Genomic DNA, 19,166 nt, shown 5'->3' on the forward strand with positions numbered 1-19,166 from the left:
TTCAACGAGGAGACATATCTGATGCGTGCTCACTCTCCGCGCCGGGCCCTGGCGGCGGCCTCTCCGCGCCGTGCTCTGGCGGCGGCGGTACTGGTGCCGGCGCTGCTGGTACCGCTCGCGGCGTGCGGCGACAAGGACAACGGCGGCGGTGGTTCGAGCAGCGAGGGCTCGGACGGTGGCAAGGGCGGCAAGAAGGGCGGGTCCGAGCAGGACACCGGGGGCGGCGCCGGGGATGACGGCGGTGGCTCAGGGGAGGACGGCAAGGGCGGCGACAGCGGCAAAGACGGCGAGGGGGATAAGGGGGACAAGGGCGGCGACAGCGGCCTCAAGCCCCTGACCAAGCCGCAGCTGAGCGAGGCGCTGCTCAAGACCGCCGATGTGCCCGGATACCGCGTACAGGCAAGCGATGACGCGCTCGGCGAGGACGACAAGGGCACTCCGAAGACAGGGCCGGAGTGCCGGCCGCTCATCGACGTGTTCAGCCTGGACTCGAAGCAGAAGCGTTCCGCCTGGGTGGCCGAGACTCTCCTCAAGGGCGGCAAGGGGGAGATGAACACGCAGAGCAGCATGCATCAGGTGCTGCTCGCCGCGTACGGCTCCGGGGGTGCGGAGACGTTCGTGAACGAGCTGAAGGGTGCGGTGGAGACGTGCCACGAGATCACGGACCCGGAGGAGGAGGGGGAGAAGGTGACGGTTGCCGCGCGTCCCTCCCCTGGGCTCGGTGACGACTCCGTCCAGTTTGTCATGGGAAGTTCGGACATGAGGAGTATTAAGGTCTTGATAACGGTTGTGCGTTCCGGCGCCAACACCACGACCTTCATGACCACTTCCTTGTCCGGGAAGCAGGAAGCGCAGCCGAAGGCGCTGCTGGACAAGCAGCTGGCGAAGCTGGCGGCGGCGGGCCAGGGGGCCGGCCAGGGCTGATCGACAGGGGCGGTGTCTGCCTCTCGTCGTACCGCATAGGCTGTTCGGTACCAGCCAGAAGCAGCAGGGGGCTAACGCCATGACGACAGGTCGGCTCGGGCTGGGGGCACCTCCCGGCCCCCAAGGCCGCGGGAACGCCGCGCCACCGAACCGGGCGTACGCCGGGCAGGTTGTGAACTTCCCGGATCCGGTCAGGGCGGCTCGCCACCCCCAGGGGGTGCGGGTCGGCCAGGACGGTTTCCCGGATTTCTCGGCCTACGCCCGCGCGGCGGCCGAGATCGCCGAGCCTCCGGAGGGCTTCGGCGCGGACGAACTGCGCCTGACGGACTACGTGTCGGCCAACGCGGCCTTGCACGCGGCGGGGCACGAGCTGTGGGCCGACCTGCCCGCCGTCGCCACCCCGCACGGCTGGACGTGGCACCACGTGGCGTACAGCCGCCGGATGGAGCTGGTGCCCGTCGAGGTCAAGGCGCTGCTGCGGCACCACGGCGGGCTGGCGACGGCCGCCGTCGACCATGCCAAGACCGGCACCCGCCCGCTCCAGGAGACCCGCCCCGCGCACTTCCAGGTGCCGCACGGGCCGGAGCCCGCGGTGGGTGAGCAGCAGGTCGCGGACGTCGAGGAGAAGCTGGGCTATCGCCTGCCCGGCGCCTACCGCACCTTCTTGAAGGCCGCGGGCGGCTGCGCGCCGAGCGGTGTGGCGCTGGATGCCGAGCTGGGGCTGCTGGTGGACCAGCCGTTCTTCACGGTGCGCGACGAGGCGGCCGTGAACGACCTCGTCTACATGAACAAGTGCCTGCGCGACCACCTGACCAAGGACTATCTCGGCGTCGGCTTCGTCCAGGGCGGGCTGATCGCGGTGCGGGTGAAGGGCGAGGCGGCCGGGTCCGTGTGGTTCTGCGCCTACGACGACGCGCGGGACGAGGACGGGCTGCCGGTGCAGGAGCGGGTGGAGCGCCTGCTGCGGCCGTGCGGAGCCGATTTCGACGAGTTCTTGCTGCGGCTGGCCGGCAGCCCGCCGGAGCTGGAGACCGTGGCGAACCTGATGGTGGACGGCGGCTTCGCACGTGACGTCCCTGTGGAGAGGTGAGAGCGCGATGGTGACCTTCGCGCAGGCCCAGGAGCGCGCCGAGCGCTGGGTGAACGGCGACATGCCCGGATACCAGCACCGCGAGGTGCAAGTACGCGAGTTCGACCTCGGCTTTGTGGCCTGGTCGGAGGACCGCGAGGGCGGGCCCGCCTCCGACGGCGGCAACTCCCGGCTGGTCATCGCGCGCGACAGCGGTGAGACGACGCTGTGGCCCGCGCTGCCGGTGGGCGAGGTGATCCGGCGCTACGAGGAGGAGTACGGCGTGGCCTCGGAGCCCGCGCCCGCCCAGGCGCCGCAGCAGCGGCTCGATCTGGAGGCGACCTCGTTCCTGCTGACGCCGCCGGAGTGGCTCCAGCAGGCGGCCGACCAGAGGGGCATTCCCGACCACCGTACGGACACCCCCGCGCCCGCCGCGCCACCGGCTCCGTCCATGCCTTCGCCCTCTCCTGTCCCGGGTGCGGACGCGTCCTCGGGCGCCGGTACGCCGGGCGTCAGCCCCTGGGCGGGTGCGGATACGGGTAATTCCTCCAGCGGCGAGGCGCAGCGCCCGCCCGCGACGGTCTTCGCGCCGCCGATCAGCGGCAGTGACGAGGACGGAACCCCGCCGCCCCCGAGCGCCCGTTCGGAAGCGCGTACGACGCTGCTGCCGGAGGGCAGTGCCCTGCCGCAGACGGCGATCGCCCCCGCGGTGAAAGGCCCCGGAGCCGGCGGACCGGAGGGTGCACAGCCGCCGCTTCCCCAGCCGGGCCAGCCCCCGCAGCCTGCCCATGGGCAGCCCCCGCAGCCCCAGCAGGGCGGGCCGAACGACCCGCAAGCGCAGCAGCAGGGCCCGAACGGGCCGGGTGGGCAGGACAGCGGGGCCGGCGCCGGTCCCGGGTCCGGCCCCGGCGCACCAGGTGGCACGGGCGGCGGTGGTGGCGTCCACCATGCCGCGACGATGCTGGCCGATCCCTCGCAAGGCGGCCTCCAGATGCCTCAGCCGCCGGGCTCGCCCGCCTCGCCGGGCGCCGGTGACATCGCGGACGCCGCCACCAGCCGGGCCGAGCGCGGCTCGGCTCCGGCCCGCCCTGCCCGTCACTCGCGGGGTTCGGGCCCCTCCGTACCGCCGCCGCCCGGGGCGCCAGGCACCCCCGGCGCGCGCTCCGGCCCCAGCACTCCCGCGCCGGGCACTCCCTCGCAGGGCGGCGTGCCCTCGACACCGCCTCCGGCAGCCCCTGGTGCCCCCGGGGCGCCCGGCGCCCCCGGTGGCGGCTATGTGCCGACGCAGATGGTGTCGGCGGACGACCTCGCCGAGCAGATCAGCCAGAGCGGCCAGACCCCCAAGATCGACGTCCCGAGTGAGCCTGACGGCCCCGGTGCCTCCGGGGCTCAAGGGGCCCCAGGTGCGCCCGGCGCTCCCCCTGCCCCTGGTGGCACGGGCAGCGGTGGTGGCCCGGGTGCGCCCGGCGGGCCCGGTGCGGGCGGCCCTGGCGGCGGCGTGCACCAGGCGGCCACCATGCTGGCCAGCCCCGGCCCCGGAGGCCTCGGTGGTCCCGGCGGTGGCGGGCCGTCCACGCCCGCGCCCCCCGGCGCGCCCCCGCCCGCGCCGGGCGCACCCGGGCCGGGCATGCCCGGCGCGCCGGTGCCCGGTGCGCCGCAGGCCGGAGCCTCGTACGGCTTCCCGCAGCCTCAGCCCCAGCAGCCCGCCTACGGCTATCCGCAGGCGCAGGGTCAGCCGACGGTCGGCCCCGGCTACATGGCGGTGCTCCGCTACCGCGCTCCGGACGGGTCCGAGCAGCAGCTCATCCGCCGTTCGGCGCCCGGCACCCCGCATCCCGAGTGGCAGCTGCTGCACGAGCTGCGCGGCATGAACATCCCGCCGCAGCAGGTCGTGGAGCTGCACACGGAGCTGGAGTCCTGCGACCTGCCGGGCGGCTACTGCACGCGCATGGTCCGCGAGAACTGGCCCCAGGTGCGGATCAGCCACACCGCCTCGTACGGCACCGACCACGCCTCGCGGCAGCAGGGCATGCGGCATCTGATCGAGCACCAGGGCGAGCTGCATCAGGTCGCCGACGGGCCGGCGCGTCCGGCGCCGAACCGGGTGCCGCTGCCGCCGCCGCACCAGATTCAGCCGACGCCGCCCGTTCCGCCCGACGCCATCGGGCAGGAGCTCATGCAGGCGTTCGGGCCGCAGGGCGTCTTCCGCTTCGACCAGCGGGCGGTCTCGCGCCAGGGCGTGCCGGACATCGTGGCGCAGACCCTGGTGTGGGCGGGTGTCCCGATCGATGTCACCCCGTTCTTCTGGGGCCAGGCCCAGTCGGGCCGGCCGGTGCCGACCCTGGCGGAGCTGGCCCAGGAGCGGGGGGTTCAGCCGGCATCGGATGCCGGGTCGTATCTGGTGATGGGCACCGACTTCGGACGGCAGCTGTGTGTGCAGTACGGCACGGCGCACATCGTCGCGGTCCCGCTGGAGGCAGGGCCGGGCGGGCAGCCGGGCGCGCCGCAGTTCGTGAACACCGGGCTTCCCGAGTTCGTGCGCTGCATGGCGATGCTGGGGCGGATGTGGCGCCTGCGGTACGGGCTGACGCCGGAGCAGGCGGGCCGCTGGACCGTCGACTTCCAGTCACAGCTCGCCGCGCTGGACGCCGCCGCGCTGTCCTCGCCGGAGAACTGGTGGTCCGTGCTCCTTGAGCAGATGTGGGACGGCCTGTTCTAGCCCCGGCCGGGTTCTCGGGTGCTGCTCGATTCCCGTAAGGGCTGCCCGTTTCCCGTAACGGAGATGGAGCAGTCCGGCGCGCGCGGTCGAGGCATCCGGTGGACTCTCGGTGCATGGACGGCGAGAGCACCAGCACGCTCTACCGCGCGGGCCGCAGGGGCCGTGCGGGTCGTGGGAAGAAGAGGCGCAGGTGGGGGCGGGTTGCCGCCCTCACCCTCCTCGTCGTCGTGCTCCTTGTCGCCGCGGCGCTGGGGGCCACCTACCTGTGGGCGGGCAGCCGTTTGCAGGAGACGGGGGCGCTGGCCGGATACTCGGGCCGGCCGGCGGCGGGCAAGGGCACCAACTGGCTGATCGTCGGCTCCGACACGCGCTCCGGCCTCACCGGCAAGGAGCGCGAGGAGCTGCACGTGGGCGGCGGCGGCCGGCGCAACACCGACACGGTGATGGTGCTGCATCACGGGGAAGCGGGCCCGTATCTGGTGAGCATCCCGCGCGACTCCTACGTCGCCGTCCCGGGCCACGGGCGTGGCAAGGTCAACTCCGCCTACGCGCTGGGCGGTCCGAAGCTGCTCTCCCGCACCGTCGAACAGGCCGCCGGGCTGCGCCTGGACCGCTACGCGGAGGTCGACTTCCTCGGCTTCACCCATGTCGTCGACGCGCTGGACGGGGTGCGGGTCTGTCTGGGCAAGCCGCTGCGCGACAAGAAGGCGGGCGCGGATCTGCGCGCCGGATGCCAGGCCCTGAACGGCAAGCAGGCCCTGGCGTTCGTACGGGCGCGCTACAGCGACCCGGAAGGTGATCTCGGACGGGTGAAGCGGCAGCGCGAGCTGTTGAGCGCGCTGGTGCGGGAGGGCACGGGCGCGTCGGCCGTGCTCGACCCGTTCCGGCTCCATTCGTTCCTCGGCGCGGCCCTGGACGCGGTCACCGTCGACCACGGGAGCGGCGTCATGTCACTCACACGGATGGCCTGGGAGGTCAGGGGGCTGACGGGTGGCGAGGGGGGTACGACGACCGTTCCGGTGAAGAACGCGGGGCTCAGCGTGCCGGGAGCCGGTGACGTGGTGGCCTGGGACGCCCGGGAGGCGCGGGAGCTTTTTAATCAGTTGCGCCGGGATGTGCCGATTACGGCAACCACGGTGAAGTAGCGCATCCTGGGGTACTGGCTCGGGCGGAGTGTGGCGGTATGGCCCGTTCGCTCGGATTCCCTCGAATGTGTCGCTGATGTTAGGGGCTCGATATGAGTGCGTCGTCGCCGCACGGCTTCGTTGTCGTCCGAGGCCGCGGGTACCGGCCCGAACAGGTCGACGGGCGCGTGACCGACCTCGGTCAGGAGCGGGACGCCGCCTGGGAGCGCGCGGCGCAGCTCACGGTGCTCGCAAGGGAGATGGGCGAGGACGCGGAGCGGCTGCGCGGTGTGGTGGCCGCACTGCCCTCGCAGACCTACGAGATCCTCGGCGCCCGCGCCCAGGGCCTGCTGGCCACGGCGGAGGCCGAGGCGCAGGACATGCGCGCCGCCGGCGACGCCGAGGCCCAGGGGCTGGGGGCGCGCGCCGAGGCCGAGGCGCGTGATCTCAAGGACGGGGCGCGGGAGGCGGCGGCGCGGCTGCGCGCCGAGGCGGAGGCGGCGGCCGTACGGACCGTGGAGGCGGCGCAGCGGCACGCCGACGGGCTGCGCGGCGAGGCCAGGGCGCAGGCCGAGAGGACCAGCAGGGAGGCGGCCGAGGCGCTCACGGAGATGTCCCGCAGGTGCGCCTCGCTGCTCGCCGAGCAGGAGAAGGAGCAGGCGGCCGAGGCGGAGGCCGCCGAGCGCGAACTGGCGCAGCAGGAGGCCGCGATGGACGCGCGTGCGGCCGGGATGGAGGAGCGCGGCGCGCGGATCATGGCCGAGGCGAAGCGGGCGCACGCGCAGGTCGAGGAGGAGGCGCGGCACCGCAAGGAGGACGCCCGCGCACAGGGCGAGGAACTGCTCGCGCAGGCCAGGGTCCGCGAGGAGGGCATCCAGCGGGAGACCGAGCGGGTGCTGCGTGAGCACGCGGAGCGGGCCGACGAGTTGAAGCAGCACATGGCGCATGTGCGCTCCTCGCTGGCGGCCCTGACGGGCCGTACCGCCGAGGAAGCCGTGCCGTCGGCGGTCCAGCCGGCGGCGCACGCGCAGGAGTGACCCTTACACCGCCCGCGCGATGAGGGGCTGTCCCCCTAGGGGTGGGCCCCGACTTCTTCCAGGTCCAGGGTCGTTCCGGCGCAGGACGGCTCCTTGGAGGCGCGCTTCGTACTGTGCTGTTCAGTAACCGGCGGTGGGGTTAGCACTACCTCGCAGAGTCGGACCAGCACCATCGCGGCGGCGTCCGCGATCCGCGAAGCTTTTGCGTACAGGGCGCGGAACGGGCGCTTTGTGCGCAGGGAGTGGATCGCGCGTATTTGCGTACTGGGGGGGGGGAGCTCCCGCGTACGTCACGCGACGCGATGCGGCACGCACGCACCTTCACTGAGCCATGCAGAGGAGAAGCACCGTGACAACGGCTGTAGCGAATCCCAGGACCGGGGGCAATGGGGCACTTACGGCTGTTGCCGCATCGGCCCGCCAAGTCGTCAAGGCATACGGTTCGGGCGAGACTCGCGTCGTCGCACTGGACCGGGTGGACGTCGACATCGCCCGGGGCGCCTTCACCGCGATCATGGGCCCGTCCGGGTCCGGCAAGTCGACTCTGATGCACTGCCTCGCCGGTCTGGACGCCGTGAGCGAGGGCCGCATCTGGATAGGCGAGCAGGAGGTCACCGGCCTCAAGGACAAGAAGCTCACGCAGCTGCGCCGGGACCGGATCGGCTTCATCTTCCAGGCGTTCAACCTGCTGCCCACGCTGAACGCGATCGAGAACATCACGCTGCCGATGGACATCGCGGGCCGCAAGCCCGAACCCGAGTGGGTCGACCGCGTGATCCGGACGGTCGGCCTGGCCGACCGGCTCAAGCACCGGCCCAACCAGCTCTCCGGCGGCCAGCAGCAGCGCGTGGCCGTGGCCCGCGCCCTCGCCGCCCGGCCGGAGATCATCTTCGGTGACGAGCCGACGGGGAACCTCGACTCCCGTGCGGGCGCCGAGGTCCTCGGCTTCCTGCGCCGCTCCGTGGACGAGCTGGGCCAGACCATCGTGTTGGTCACCCACGACCCCGTCGCGGCCTCCTACGCCGACCGCGTGCTCTACCTCGCGGACGGCCGGCTGGTGGACGAGATGCACCGGCCCAGCGCCGAGCAGGTCCTCGACCGGATGCGGCGCTTCGTGGGAGAAACCTCCCAGGCGCCCGGTGATGACCTCGCCGCCTTCGGGAGCGCGTCGTGACCATCGTCAAGACCTCCCTGCGCAGCTTCTTCGCCCACAAGGGCCGGATGGCGCTCAGCGCCGTCGCCGTCATGCTGTCGGTCGCCTTCGTCTGCGGAACCCTCGTGTTCACCGACACCATGAGCGCCACCTTCGACAAGCTGTTCGCCGCCACCTCCGCCGATGTGACGGTCTCGCCCAAGGACGCCAAGGACTCGGACACCCCGCAGACCGGCAGGCCCGAAACGCTGCCGGCCTCCGCGCTGGAGACCGCCCGCAAGACCGAAGGGGTGCGCAAGGCGGAGGGCCTCGTCGTCAGCAGCAGCGTCACCGTGGTCGACCGCGACAACAAGAACGTCGGCGCCACCACCGGCGCCCCGACCATCGCGGGCAACTGGACCTCCAACGAGCACAAGTCGATGGACATCACCTCCGGGCACCAGCCCCGCGGCCCCACGGAGATGATGGTCGACGCCGACACCGCCGACAAACACCACCTCAAGCTGGGCGACGAACTGCGCACCGTCACCGCCTTGGGCGACATCCGCGCGAAGATCTCCGGCATCGCCACCTTCCAGGTCACCAACCCCGGTGCGGCCATCATCTACTTCGACACGGCCACCGCCCAGCGTGAACTGCTGGGCGCGCGGGGCGTGTTCACCAGCCTGGCGCTGACCGCCGACTCCGGTGTGACCGACGCCCTGCTGAAGAAGAACGTGGCCGCCTCGTTCTCGGACTCGGCACTCAAGGGCACCGCTCTCAAGTACCAGACGCAGAAAGAGGCGGCCGACTCCAGCCGCGAGGAGATGAGTTCGTTCCTCGGGGTCATGAAGTACGCGATGCTCGGCTTCGCCGGGATCGCCTTCCTCGTCGGTGTCTTCCTGATCGTCAACACCTTCTCGATGCTGGTCGCCCAGCGCACCCGGGAGATCGGGCTGATGCGGGCCATCGGCTCCAGCCGCAAGCAGGTCAACAGATCGGTGCTGATAGAGGCCTTGCTCCTGGGCGTTGTCGGCTCCGTCCTCGGTGTCGCCGCCGGGGTCGGGCTGGCCGTGGGGCTGATGAAGCTCATGGGCACCATGGGCATGAACCTCGACACCTCCGAGCTGACCGTCGCCTGGAGCACGCCGGTGCTCGGCCTGGCCCTCGGCATCGTCGTCACCGTGATCGCCGCCTGGGCACCCGCCCGGCGCGCGGGGCGGGTCTCGCCAATGGCGGCGCTGCGCGAGTCCGGGATGCCCGCCGACACCAAGGCCGGGGTGGTGCGCGCCGTTATCGGCCTCGTCCTCACCGCGGCCGGTGCCGGCTGCCTGTACGCGGCCTCGCAGGTGGAGCAGGCCAGTGACGGCTCGACGCTGCTGGGCGGCGGCGTCCTGCTGAGCCTGCTGGGCTTCGTGGCCATCGGCCCGGCGCTGGCCGGGATCCTGGTGCGGGCCCTGTCCCTGGTGATAGCCCGGCCCTTCGGCAGGATCGGCCGGCTCTCGGAGCGCAACGCGCTGCGCAACCCGCGCCGCACCGGCGCCACGGGTGCCGCGCTCATGATCGGACTGGCGCTCGTCGCCTCGCTGTCGGTCGTCGGCTCCTCGATGGTGGCCTCGGTCACCGACCAGCTGGACAAATCGGTGGGCGCGGACTTCATCGTCCAGTCCGACACCGGCCAGCCGCTCACCCCGCAGGTGAGCAAGAAGGTGGAGGCCGCACACCGGCTGGAGACCGTCACCTCCTACAAGCAGGTGAAGGCCAAGCTCACCGCACCCGGCGGCAAGCGCACCGAGACCAGGCTGTCGGCGACCGAGCCCTCCTACGTGAAGGACCTGCACCGCGAGACCTCCTCCGGCGAGCTGAAGAACGCCTACGCCCGGGACGCCGTCTCGGTGGGCGACGGCTACGCCAAGGACTACGGCGTCAAGGTCGGCGACACCCTCACCGCAGCCTTCGAGCACGGCCGCACGGCCAAGCTGAAGGTGGCGGCGATCACCAAGGACGACACGGCTGTGGACAACGGCGCGATGTACCTCAGCATCGCCACCGTCCAGCGCTATCTGCCGGCCGACCGGATGCCGCTCGACGGGATCATGTTCGGCACCGCCAAGGACGGTCAGGAGAAGCAGGCGTACGCGGCGCTGAAGAAGACGCTGGAGCCCTATCCCCAGTTCAAGGTCCGCGACCAGGCCGACTTCAAGCAGACGCTCAAGGACCAGGTGAGCCAGATGCTCAACATGGTCTACGGGCTGCTCGGGCTGGCGATCATCGTGGCGGTCCTGGGCGTGGTGAACACCCTGGCCCTGTCGGTGGTCGAGCGCACCAGGGAGATCGGCCTCATGCGGGCCATCGGCCTCTCCCGGCGCCAGATGCGGCGGATGATCCGCCTGGAGTCGGTGGTCATCGCCGTCTTCGGCGCCCTGCTCGGCCTCGGTCTGGGCATGGGCTGGGGCGCCACGGCGCAGCGGCTGCTGGCCATGGAAGGGCTGAACGTCCTGAAGATCCCCTGGCCCACGATCATCGCCGTCTTCGCCGGCGCCGCGGTGGTCGGGCTGATAGCCGCGCTGGTCCCGGCGTTCCGTGCGGGCCGGATGAACGTCCTGAAGGCGATAGCGACGGACTGAGCCACCGCCGGGCCCCGGTCCGAGGCGCCCCGTCCGAAGGGCGCCGGTGCTGACCGGGGGTCCGGGGCGGGCCCGCACCACGGGGGCGGGCCCGCTCGCGGGGCGGTCCACCGTACGGCGGGTGGGCGGCCCCGCGCAGGGCCGGAACGGAGGCGGGGCGGCACAGGGGGCCGCCCCGCCTCCACCTCCGAGCCCCCTCTCGCCCCTCCGGGCCAGCTCCCTTTTGGGCTGGCGTCCCTCCGGGCCAGCTCCTCTCCGCCCCGGCCCTCTCCGACCCGACGCCCCCCGAGCTCGCCCCTCGCCACGGGCCCCCGCCCCGGGCCCCCGCCCCGGACCCCCGCCGGGAGGCGTATTCGTCGGGCGGTACTGGTGTCGGTGGTGCGGCGTACGCTGGAAAGGTTCCCCCGGCCCATGAGCGTGCCGGGTTCTTCGTCGTGCCCATACCTGGACGGAAAGCCCCCCATGAGCCTGCACGGTCTGCTTGATGCCGTCACCAAGGACCCCGCGCTGGAGGAGGCCGTCAAGGCCGCCGCCGACGGTCACCGCCACCACGTCGACCTCGTGGGTCCGGCCGCGGCCCGCCCCTTCGCCGTCGCGGCGCTGGCCCGTTCCGCGCAGCGGCCCGTGCTCGCGGTGACCGCCACGGGGCGGGAGGCCGAGGATCTGGCGGCGGCGCTGCGCTCCCTGCTTCCCGAAGAGGGCATCGTCGAGTACCCCTCGTGGGAGACGCTGCCGCACGAGCGGCTCAGCCCGCGCTCGGACACCGTCGGGCGCCGGCTGGCCGTGCTGCGCAGGCTGGCGCACCCCGACCCCTCCGACCCGGCCACCGGACCGGTCTCCGTCGTGGTCGCGCCCATCCGCTCCGTGCTCCAGCCGCAGGTCAAGGGACTGGGCGAGCTGGTGCCCGTGGCGCTGCGGCAGGGCCAGAGCGTCGATCTGGAAGAGACCGTGGACGCGCTGGCCGGTGCCGCGTACGCCCGTGTGGAGCTGGTGGAGAAGCGCGGCGACTTCGCCGTGCGCGGCGGCATCCTCGATGTCTTCCCGCCCACCGAGGAGCACCCCTTGCGGGTGGAGTTCTGGGGCGACGAGGTGGAGGAGATCCGCTATTTCCGGGTCGCCGACCAGCGTTCCCTGGAGATCGCCGAGCACGGGCTGTGGGCGCCGCCGTGCCGTGAGCTGCTGCTGACCCAGGACGTGCGCGAGCGGGCCGCAGCGCTCGTCGAGGAGCACCCCGAGCTGCACGAGCTGCTGGGCAAGATCGCCGAGGGCATCGCGGTGGACGGTATGGAGTCCCTCGCTCCGGTCCTGGTGGACGAGATGGAGCTGCTGCTGGACGTGCTGCCGACCGGGAGCATGTCGGTGGTGTGCGACCCGGAGCGGGTGCGTACGCGCGCCGCCGACCTGGTGGCCACCAGCCAGGAGTTCCTCCAGGCGTCCTGGGCGGCGACGGCCGGCGGGGGCGAGGCACCCATCGACGTGGGCGCCGCCTCGCTGCGCGGACTGGCCGAGGTGCGTGAGCACGCGCAGGAGCTGGGGATGATGTGGTGGACGGTCAGCCAGTTCGCCGCCGATGTGGAGCTGGAGCTCGAGGAGGACACCCTCCAGCTGGGCATGCAGGCCCCCGAGACCTACCGGGGCGACACCGCGCGGGCCCTGGCCGACACCAAGGGCTGGCTGTCCGAGGGCTGGCGCTGCGTGTACGTCACAGAGGGGCACGGCCCCGCGGCGCGCACGGTGGAGGTCCTGGGCGGCGAGGGTGTGGCCGCGCGGCTGGACGGGCAGGGCCTGGCGAGCATCGAGCCGGGCCTCGTCCATGTGGCCTGCGGCTCGATCGACCACGGCTTCGTCGACCCCGGGCTCAAGCTGGCCGTGCTGACCGAGACCGATCTGTCCGGTCAGAAGGCGGCGGGCAAGGAGGCGGCCCGCATGCCCGCGCGGCGCCGCAAGCAGGTCGACCCGCTCACCCTCCAGGCGGGCGACTACATCGTGCACGAGCAGCACGGCGTGGGCCGCTACATCGAGATGGTGCAGCGCACCGTCCAGGGCGCCACCCGCGAGTACCTCCTCGTCGAGTACGCCCCCGCCAAGCGCGGCCAGCCCGGCGACCGGCTGTTCGTGCCGACCGACCAGCTGGAGCAGATCACCAAGTACGTCGGCGGCGAGCAGCCCACCTTGCACCGGCTGGGCGGCGCCGACTGGACGAAGACCAAGGCGCGCGCGAAGAAGGCCGTCAAGGAGATCGCCGCCGACCTGATCAAGCTCTACAGCGCCCGGATGGCAGCGCCCGGCCATGCCTTCGGCGCGGACACCCCCTGGCAGCGGGAGCTGGAGGACGCGTTCCCGTACGTGGAGACCCCCGATCAGCTCACCACGATCGGCGAGGTCAAGGAGGACATGGAGAAGTCGGTCCCGATGGACAGGCTGATCTGCGGCGACGTCGGCTACGGCAAAACTGAGATTGCCGTGAGAGCTGCCTTCAAGGCGGTGCAGGACGGCAAGCAGGTCGCGGTCCTGGTGCCGACGACACTGCTGGTCCAGCAGCACTACGGCACCTTCACCGAGCGCTACGGCCAGTTCCCCGTCAATGTGCGGGCGCTCTCCCGCTTCCAGAGCGAGGCCGACTCCCGCGCGACGCTGGACGGGCTGCGCGAGGGCACCATCGACATCGTCATCGGCACCCACCGGCTCTTCTCCTCGGAGACGAAGTTCAAGGAGCTGGGCCTGGTCATCGTCGACGAGGAACAGCGCTTCGGCGTCGAGCACAAGGAGCAGCTGAAGAAGCTGCGCGCCAACGTGGACGTGCTGACGATGTCCGCGACGCCCATCCCGCGCACCCTGGAGATGGCGGTCACCGGCATCCGCGAGATGTCGACGATCACCACCCCGCCCGAGGAGCGGCACCCCGTGCTGACCTTCGTCGGGCCGTACGAGGAGCGGCAGATCGGTGCCGCCATCCGGCGCGAACTGCTGCGCGAGGGGCAGGTCTTCTACATCCACAACCGCGTCGAGTCCATCGACCGTGCGGCGGCCAGGCTGCGGCAGATCGTGCCGGAGGCCCGTATCGCCACCGCGCACGGGCAGATGTCGGAGCAGGCCCTGGAGCAGGTGGTGGTGGACTTCTGGGAGAAGAAGTCCGACGTGCTGGTCGCCACGACGATCGTGGAGTCGGGCATCGACATCGCCAACGCCAACACACTCATCGTCGAGCGCGGCGACAACTTCGGCCTCAGCCAGCTGCACCAGCTGCGCGGCCGGGTGGGCCGCAGCCGCGAGCGGGGCTACGCGTACTTCCTCTACCCGCCGGAGAAGCCGCTGACGGAGACCGCGCACGAGCGCCTGGCGACCATCGCGCAGCACACCGAGATGGGCGCGGGCATGTACGTCGCCATGAAGGACTTGGAGATCCGCGGCGCGGGCAACCTGCTCGGCGGCGAGCAGTCCGGGCACATCGCGGGCGTCGGCTTCGACCTGTACGTCCGCATGGTCGGGGAGGCCGTCGCCGACTACCGCGCCGCGCTGGAGTCCGGCGAGGAGGTCGAGGAGGCCCCGCTGGAGGTCAAGATCGAGCTGCCCGTCGACGCGCACGTCCCGCACGACTACGCGCCCGGCGAGCGGCTGCGGCTCCAGGCGTACCGCGCGATCGCCTCGGCGAACTCGGAGGAGGACATCACCGCCGTCCGCGAGGAGCTGACCGACCGCTACGGCCCGCTGCCCGAGCCGGTCGAGAACCTCCTGCTGGTGGCGGGCCTGCGCATGCTGGCCCGTACGACGGGCGTCACCGACATCACCCTCCAGGGCAACAACATCCGCTTCAGCCCCCTGGAGCTGCGCGAGTCCCAGGAGTTGCGCCTCAAGCGGCTCTACCCGGGGGCCCTGGTCAAGGCGTCCACCCACCAGATCCTCATTCCCCGCCCCAAGCCCAAGACGCTGGGGGCGAAGCCGCTGTCCGGCCGCGAACTGCTGGCCTGGGTGGGCGAGTTCCTGACGACGATCCCGGCCTGACGACGATCCCCGGCCTGACGAGGGGCCTGGCTTGACGAGGGTCCTGGCCTGACGACGGTTCCGGTCCGAGGTGCGGTGGCGGCCTCAGAGGCCGGGACCGGACGGGGCCGGCCGGGGCCGGACGGGGCCGTGTCGTCCACCGCACCTGCGTACGATCGCGCGGTGACCCATACCGCCGTGGCCTCCGGCTTCCGCCCGTCTCGTGCCCGCATATCCGCCGGTGTCGGCGCCGTCGGCGCCCTCTGCGCCGTGGTGCTGCTGGCCGGCTGCGACGGCCTCCAGCAGCAGGGGGAGGACAAGAAGGACCCGGCCCCCGCTCAGGGGGCGGGCAAGGCCGTGAGCCCGTTCGAGAACCCGGAGGGGACCAAGCCGGGGCTCGCCCCGGTGACCGGCGAGGGGGAGAAGGCGAAGGCGCGGACCCTCATCGACGGGCTGCGCACCAAGGGGCGCGGGCCCAGAACGGGTTACGCACGCGAGAAGTTCGGCTACGCGTGGATGGACACGGCCGACGGGGTGCCGCTGGCCCGCAACGGCTGCGACACCCGCAACGACCTCCTCGCCAGGGACGGCACCGCGCTGCGTCACCGCTCGGGCTCCGACTGCGTCATCGAGTCCATGACGCTGGAGGACCCCTACACCGGCAAGCGCATCGAGTGGACCAAGCGCCGGGCGATCGAGGTGCAGGTCGACCACATCATGCCCCTGTCGTACGACTGGCAGATGGGCGCGGCCCGGTGGAACGAGTCCAAGCGCAAGCAGATCGCCAACGACCCGCTCAACCTCCTCCCCGTCGACGGCCCCCCCAACTCCGGCAAGCGCGACTCGGGGCCCGCCTCCTGGCTGCCGCCGGACAAGAAGATCCGCTGCGCCTACTCCGTCCGCTTCGCGCAGGTGGCGAAGAAGTACGACCTGGCGGTCACGGCCCCGGACAAGCGGACGATGCTCGCGCAGTGCGGCGGCTGAGCCCGGTCCCGCACCTCCGTACCGGGCCCGTACGCGCCTCCCTGCGGGCCCGGGCCCGTACGCGCCTCCCCCTGCGGGCCCGTACGCACCTCCGTGCGGGCAGTACGCACACCTCCGTACGGGCAGTACGCACCTCCGCGCGGGCCGGCACAGGTCCGCACATTTGACCGGCGGCAGGCGTCGTGCGACTCAACTGCCCCCGAATCGTTGGTCGATTTGGCGTCGAAGCAGTGGTCATGGGCCCCTTCGACTCCTTACCATCGATCACCGCACAGGTCTTGCAACGATGCACGACCCTCGCCGCCGCCGGGAGGCCCCATGGAAAGCCGTCGCCGCAGGTCCGCGCTCACCCTCTCCGCCATCGCCGCGCTCGTCGTGGCGGCCCCGCTGCTCACCGCGTGCGGCAACGACGCGCATCCCGGTGCCGCGGCGATCGTGAAGGGCGACCGGATCAGCACGGCGCAGCTCCAGTCGCGGGTGGGTGCCGTGCGCGACGCGCAGCGCGGGGCCCCCCAGGGCGAGCAGATGATCAAGCAGAGCGGTCAGCTGACCCGCGCCACGCTGGACGGCATGATCCGCGACCGCATCGTCCAGCAGGCCGCGAAGGACTCCGGCGTGCACCTCACCCGCCGCGACGTCGAGCGCGCCCGCTCCCAGATCGAGCGCCAGGCAGGCGGTCGCAAGCAGCTGGAGGCCACGCTGCTGCGCCAGCAGGCCATCGCGCCCGACGAGATCGACAGCCGGATCCGCATGCAGCTGCGCGTCGAGAAGCTCGCGGCGGCCAAGGGCATCGACCCCGCCTCGCCGCAGGGCAACCAGCAGCTCAACGCCGTACTGGCCAAGACCTCCAAGGCCATGAAGATCAATGTGAACCCGCGCTACGGCGCCTGGAACGCGGGCAAGTCCACGCTTGCCGGTGCCAAGACGCCCTGGCTGCGTGACCTCTCCGGCGCCGCGGCGGACCGCAAGCAGCAGATGTGAGGCAGCGGCGCTCCTGGCGCCACCCGGCAGCACAGCAGGGGTGCCCCGCGACAGCAGGGGTGCCCCGCGACAGCAGAGGTGCCCCGCGACAGCAGAGGTGAGGCCGCGGCGGCCGAGGTGAGGCCGCACGTTACGTTCGTAGGGTGAACGAGATCCCCGAGACCGGCCGCATCGTCCTGCTCACCACCACGCACCGAGTGGCGCCCGGGCTGCTGTCCTGGCCCGCCTGGGAGGCGCTGCGCACCGCCGACCGCGTCCTGTGCGCCGACCCGGCACACCCCCAGCTCCCCTACGTGCGGGACGCCGGAATCGAGGCGGAGGCCGGGGTCGTGCTGGACGCGCACGCGCTGGTGGACGAGTGCGCCGAGGGACCCCGCACGATCGTGGTGGTCGCGAGCGCCGAGGGCGAGCCCGCGCTCACCGACGGCCTCGCCCGGCTCGCGGGCTCCGGCCGCCGTTCCATGCCCGAGCTGGAGCTGCTGCCCGGCTCCTACGACCTGCCCGGCGCCCGCCTCCTGGACGTCGTCCAGGTCATGGACCGCATCCGCCGCGAGTGCCCCTGGAGCGCCCCGCGCACCCACGAGGACCTGCTCAAGTACGGCGTCGAGGAGGTCTACGAGCTGATCGACGCGATCGAGCGCGGCGACCGGGCCGAACTGCGCGAGGAGTTGGGGGACGTACTGCTCCAGGTCGTCTTCCACGCGCGGATCGCGCAGGACGACGAGAGCGAGCCGTTCGGCATCGACGATGTGGCCGGGACGCTGGTGGACAAACTGGTGCACCGGCATCCGCACGTCTTCGGGGACGACGTCGCCGAGACGGCCGAGGACGTCAAGGCGCACTGGATGCGGCGCAAGGCGGCCGAGAAGCACGAGCGCACCTCGGTGACCGAAGGGGTGCCCCTGGGCCAGCCCGCGCTGTCGCTCGCCGCGAAGCTCGCCGGAAGGGCACGCGCCGCGGGCCTCACCGTCCCGGTGAACGCCCCCGAAGGCGCGGGTGACGCGGGTGGCAGGGGTGGCACGGGTGGCACGGGTGGCGACGGCGGGACGCACGGCACGGGCGGGGTGGGGTACGCGCTGCTCGCCCTCGCTGTCGAGGCCGAGCGGGAGGGCATCGACCCCGAGGCCGCGCTGCGCGCCGCGGCCCGCGCCTACCGCGAGACCATCCAGGAGCGGGAGCGCGAGGCCCCCCGCGGCAGCTGAGCCCGAGTCGTAGACAGCCGACCGCGGCCTCGCGCCGGGGCTGTGCATATCCGGGCACAGCGGGGATAGTCGGGGACACGTTTCGGGGTTCCGGACGGCGGCACCCCGAAGCGGCGGCCCGCCGCTGCTGATACCGGCGGCGGGCCGTCAGCGGTCTGGGGCGCGACAGGCTCCCCCCCCGGTGCCCCAGACCACCCCGCTTCCCTCCTCGCCAGAGGCACGGCGGGAGGGGCCTGCCGGAGCGCTGTCGGCTGATGCCGGGAAGACACGCTCCGTCCGCGGGATCCGGGTCGTGCGCGCCCGGTGACGTCACGGGCCTGGCTCACCAGGGACCGGAGCGAACCGTTCACCAGAGTAGAAGGAGAAGCGGCCCGCATCCATAGGGCCTCTGGGGCCGCCCCCTGGTACGTCCGCCACCGCGCGAGGGCCGACGCGGGCACCGGCGTGAGGATGGACGCGGGGGCCGACGTGGGAGCGACGCGAGGACTGACGCTGGGGTTGGCGCGGGGGTTGACGCGGGGGTTGACGCGGACGTACCCGCTGGTAACACTGCCGGGATGGTGACCATCCGGGGCGGGCGGAAGAAGCAGCCCTCAAGCGGGCAGAGCCAGCCCCCAAGCGGGCGGAAGCGGCACCCCGGCGGGGAAGCGCGGCACCGCGGCGGGCGGGATCAGCGCCCCGACGGGCGGGATCAGCGCCCCGGCGCGAGCACGCGGCACCCCTACAGCGCCCTCGCGGCCTTCGGCGCCCTCGCGGCGGCCGACCTGTACGCGACGGCGAAAGCGCCGCGGGGCCCGGCCCGTGCGGCGAAGCCCCTCCTCATGCCCGCGCTGGCCACCTACGCGCACCGCACCGCACGCCGCTCCGCGCCCGGCGCCCGGCCGCCCAAGGCCCTCCTCGCTGGCCTGGCCTGCGCCACGGCGGGCGACACGGCCCTCCTGTGGGACCGCGACGAGCGCGCCTTCCTCGCGGGCATGGCCGCCTTCCTCGGCACCCAGCTCAGCTACACGGCGGGCATGACGGTCCGCCTCGGCGCCCTGCGGGGACTGCGCGTCAGGCCGAAGCGGGCCGCCGCCGTCCTCGCCGGCTGGGCGGCCGTCAACGCGGTGCTCGCCCCCGGGCTGGAGCGCCGTCTGCGGCTGCCCGTCGCGGGATACAGCCTCGCTCTCGCCGCGATGGGCGCGGCGGCGCTCGGTGTCGGCGGGAAGGTGGCCGTCGGCGGTGCCGCCTTCGTGGCCTCGGACGCGCTGATCGGGCTCCAGGCGGCCGGGCGGGAGTTTCCCGGGCAGGAAGTGCTGATCATGGCGGGCTACCTGCTGGGCCAGTACCTCATCGCGGACGGCTGGCTGGAGCGCATACCGTCGTAGGGTGCACGACGCGACCCGC

At 72.6% G+C, this 19,166-nt stretch carries 12 protein-coding genes; all 12 read left to right on the plus strand.

Annotated elements, in window-relative coordinates:
- Window positions 1-21 precede the first annotated feature (21 nt).
- The 12 genes from OHB04_RS24895 (at window position 22) to OHB04_RS24950 (ending at window position 19,147) form a co-directional block, all read left to right on the plus strand.
- Window positions 22-924, plus strand: coding sequence for a hypothetical protein (locus OHB04_RS24895; RefSeq protein WP_326808349.1), 903 nt, complete (start codon window positions 22-24; stop codon window positions 922-924).
- 79 nt (window positions 925-1,003) lie between these two features.
- Window positions 1,004-2,014, plus strand: coding sequence for an SMI1/KNR4 family protein (locus OHB04_RS24900; RefSeq protein ID WP_326689877.1), 1,011 nt, complete (start codon window positions 1,004-1,006; stop codon window positions 2,012-2,014).
- A gap of 7 nt (window positions 2,015-2,021) precedes the next feature.
- Window positions 2,022-4,712, plus strand: coding sequence for an SUKH-4 family immunity protein (locus OHB04_RS24905; RefSeq protein ID WP_326808350.1), 2,691 nt, complete (start codon window positions 2,022-2,024; stop codon window positions 4,710-4,712).
- A 113-nt stretch (window positions 4,713-4,825) separates the two neighbouring features.
- A complete protein-coding gene (locus tag OHB04_RS24910) occupies window positions 4,826-5,857 on the plus strand; it encodes an LCP family protein (RefSeq protein ID WP_326808351.1) in 1,032 nt (343 codons plus the stop codon).
- 92 nt (window positions 5,858-5,949) lie between these two features.
- Window positions 5,950-6,873, plus strand: a complete 924-nt coding sequence (locus tag OHB04_RS24915; RefSeq protein WP_326808352.1) for a cellulose-binding protein — start codon at window positions 5,950-5,952, stop codon at window positions 6,871-6,873.
- 349 nt (window positions 6,874-7,222) lie between these two features.
- Window positions 7,223-8,047 carry an ABC transporter ATP-binding protein gene (locus OHB04_RS24920; RefSeq protein ID WP_326808353.1) on the plus strand — a complete coding sequence of 275 codons (825 nt, stop codon included), beginning with the start codon at window positions 7,223-7,225 and terminating at the stop codon, window positions 8,045-8,047.
- Window positions 8,044-10,632, plus strand: a complete 2,589-nt coding sequence (locus OHB04_RS24925) for an ABC transporter permease (protein WP_326808354.1) — start codon at window positions 8,044-8,046, stop codon at window positions 10,630-10,632. The genes OHB04_RS24920 and OHB04_RS24925 overlap by 4 nt, the downstream gene beginning before the upstream one ends.
- Before the next feature lie 462 nt (window positions 10,633-11,094).
- The gene (gene mfd / locus OHB04_RS24930; RefSeq protein WP_326808355.1) at window positions 11,095-14,634 is read left to right on the plus strand and encodes a transcription-repair coupling factor; all 3,540 of its coding nucleotides are present in this window, start codon (window positions 11,095-11,097) and stop codon (window positions 14,632-14,634) included.
- Window positions 14,635-14,796: 162 nt separating this feature from the next.
- A complete protein-coding gene (locus OHB04_RS24935; RefSeq protein ID WP_442814943.1) occupies window positions 14,797-15,597 on the plus strand; it encodes an HNH endonuclease family protein in 801 nt (266 codons plus the stop codon).
- A gap of 318 nt (window positions 15,598-15,915) precedes the next feature.
- Entirely contained in the window at window positions 15,916-16,578 is a 663-nt protein-coding gene (locus OHB04_RS24940) for a SurA N-terminal domain-containing protein (protein ID WP_326689884.1), read from the plus strand.
- Window positions 16,579-16,721: 143 nt separating this feature from the next.
- Window positions 16,722-17,780, plus strand: coding sequence for a nucleoside triphosphate pyrophosphohydrolase (locus OHB04_RS24945; RefSeq protein WP_326808356.1), 1,059 nt, complete (start codon window positions 16,722-16,724; stop codon window positions 17,778-17,780).
- 557 nt (window positions 17,781-18,337) lie between these two features.
- Window positions 18,338-19,147: a lysoplasmalogenase gene (locus OHB04_RS24950; protein WP_326689886.1), complete on the plus strand. Its 810-nt coding sequence runs from the start codon at window positions 18,338-18,340 to the stop codon at window positions 19,145-19,147.
- Window positions 19,148-19,166: the final 19 nt, after the last annotated feature.

Source organism: Streptomyces sp. NBC_01775 (assembly GCF_035917675.1).
Classification (GTDB): domain Bacteria; phylum Actinomycetota; class Actinomycetes; order Streptomycetales; family Streptomycetaceae; genus Streptomyces.